We start from the raw sequence: 2,493 nt of genomic DNA, 5'->3' as shown, positions 1-2,493 counted from the left end.
CTCCCATCCCGGGGGATGGGAGCCTTCGGCGAGGGTCAGACGGTGGCGGTCTCGGGCGTCCGCGGGGCCGGGGTGTCGGCTGGGACTTCCTCGGTGCCGCGGGTGCGCAGGGCGAGGGGGATGCGCAGGGCGGCGATCCAGGTCAGGGCCGCGAGGAGCATGTGGAGGCCGACCATGAGCTCGGGGGCGTCGGTGAAGTACTGGATGAAGCCCAGGACGCCCTGGAGGAGGAGGACGGCGAGCAGTTCCTTGGTGCGGGACCTGGCCGGCTGGGGGGCCTTCACGGCGGCGAGGACGAAGATCGCCGCGATGGCCAGGCCCACGGACACGAACGCGAAGTCGGCGTGGAACTGGGCGAGGCGGTCGTAGTCGATCGGGATGCGCGGGACGATCTTGTTGTCCTTGGGCGTGCCCGGGTGGTGGCCGGCGCCGGTCACCAGGGTGCCGGCCGCGACGAGCAGGCCGATCACGGTGACCAGGACGTACGAGAGCTGGTGGACCGGGCGGGGCACCACGAGCTTCGGCGGGCCGTCGCCCTCCTTGGACCGCTCCCACATCAGCAGCGCGACCCAGACCAGGGCCATCGCGGCGATCATGTGCAGCGCCACGGTGTACGGGTTGAGGCCGGTCAGCACGGTGATGCCGCCGAGGACGGCGTTGCTCATCACCAGCCAGAACTGGGCCCAGCCGAGCCTGGTCATGCTGTGCCGCCAGGGCCGGTGGCAGCGGGCGGCCAGGATGGCCCAGCCGACGGCGGCGCTCAGCACGTAGGTGAGCATCCGGTTGGTGAACTCGACGACGCCGTGGAAGCCCATCTCGGCGGTGGGCGTCAGGCTCTCGTCGGTGCATCGGGGCCAGGTCGTACAGCCGAGGCCGGAGGCGGTGAGCCGGACGGCGCCGCCGGTGACGACGATCACCACGCTCATCACCAGCGCGGCGAACGTGGCACGCCGGACCATCTCGGCGGATGGCTGCCAGCGCTCGGCGAGCAGGGAGAAGGGATTAGGCACGCGGTCAATCGTAGGCGGCCTTACAGGCGATCTTGGGGCGGGGCGCGGCGGCGGGTGGCCGTGCGCGGTGGAGTTCCCGGCGGACGACACGCCGGGGCGGGACACGCGGACAAAGCGGGGCGGTTCGGTCAAGGAGGTGATTGGTCTTGACCAATCACCCGTTTGGCCGAAAGAGTGCGGATTGGTCCATACCTTTTTGAGGACCCCTCCCCCCATCTACGCCCGCACGCAAGCGGAGACCTGCACATGCGCATATCCATTTCCGCCGCCGCGCTCGCGGTAGGCGGCTCACTCGCACTGGCCGGGCTCGTCGCGCCGGCCGCCCAGGCCGTCGGCACCGACCAGGAGTGCCGCAGCCTCGGGGTCGCCAACCTCTACGGCGAGTTCATCGAGGGCGACGACACCCACACCCCCGACGCCGAGGGCGCGGTCGCGGTCGGCGGCAACGCCGACTTCACCGGCGGCTTCTCGGTCGGCCAGGAGCTCACCCAGGCAGAGGTGGACGCCCTCCCCGGCAAGAACGCCCTGGTCGTGGCCGGCAGGATCACCGGCCACAACACCCAGGTGATGAAGGGCAACGGCGTCTTCGGCTCCAAGGCCGACGGCGCGGTGGCCCAGGCCCACGCGGGCACCGTCAACCAGGGCCCCTCGCCGATCGACTTCAAGGCCGAGTTCGCCAAGCTGCGCGCCGCCGCCACCTCGCTGGCCGCCGTCCCGCAGACCGCCGGCGCCACCGTCCAGGCCGAGGGCGGCAAGCTGACGCTCACCGGCGGCGACGCGAAGTACAACAGCTTCACCGTCGACGCGGCGAAGCTCCAGGGCGCCAAGGACGTCTACCTCAAGGTGCCGGCCGGCGCGGTCACGGTGGTCACCGTGACCGGCGGCTCGTACGACATGGCGGCGGCCGGGACCACCGGCTTCCACCTGTGGGACGAGGGCAAGAAGGCCTTCGTGCTGGACGACAAGAACCAGAGCGCCGCCGGCGGGGCGATCCGGGCCAAGCTGCTCTGGAACTTCCCGACCGCCACCAAGGTGGTCAAGAACAGCCAGGCCGCCTGGGCCGGCACCGTGCTCGCGCCGAACGCCGCCTTCGACCTCGGCAGCGGCGGCCCGGTCAACGGCTCGGTGATCGCCGCCTCGCTGACCGGCAAGGGCGGCGCCGAGACGCACCACTACCCCTTCGCCGGCTGCTTGCCGGGCACCACCGTCCCGACGCCGTCCGGCACCCCGACGGTGCCGCCGACCGTCCCGCCGACCGTGCCGAGCGGCTCGCCGTCGGCCACGCCGAGCGCGTCGACCGCCCCGAGCGGCTCGGCGAGCCCCTCGGGCGGCCCGTCCGCTCCGACGAGCGGCAAGCCCAGCGCGAGCGGCAGCCCGTCGGCCGGCGGTTCGACGGCCGCTCCGACGGCCTCGGGCAGCCCGTCCGCCCAGCCGGACGCCGGGGGCAACCTGGCGCACACCGGCTCCGGTCCGGTGCTGCCGC

2 protein-coding genes are annotated in these 2,493 nt (G+C 72.7%); one reads left to right on the top strand and one right to left on the bottom strand.

Annotation, left to right across the window (positions count from 1 at the left end; all coding sequences use genetic code 11):
- Positions 1 to 35: 35 nt before the first annotated feature.
- A complete protein-coding gene (locus tag ACFU6K_RS36640) occupies positions 36 to 1,019 on the bottom strand; it encodes a heme A synthase (RefSeq protein WP_380670611.1) in 984 nt (327 codons plus the stop codon).
- Positions 1,020 to 1,256: 237 nt separating this feature from the next.
- On the opposite strand from ACFU6K_RS36640, the gene ACFU6K_RS36635 reads away from it, so the two are divergent.
- The coding region (locus ACFU6K_RS36635) for a choice-of-anchor A family protein (protein ID WP_380670609.1) at positions 1,257 to 2,493 on the top strand (1,237 nt) is incomplete at its 3' end.

Origin of the sequence: Kitasatospora sp. NPDC057512 (genome assembly GCF_042802135.1) — a bacterium.
Classification (GTDB): Bacteria; Actinomycetota; Actinomycetes; order Streptomycetales; family Streptomycetaceae; genus Kitasatospora.
This window is presented reverse-complemented; position numbering and strand designations above follow the sequence as displayed.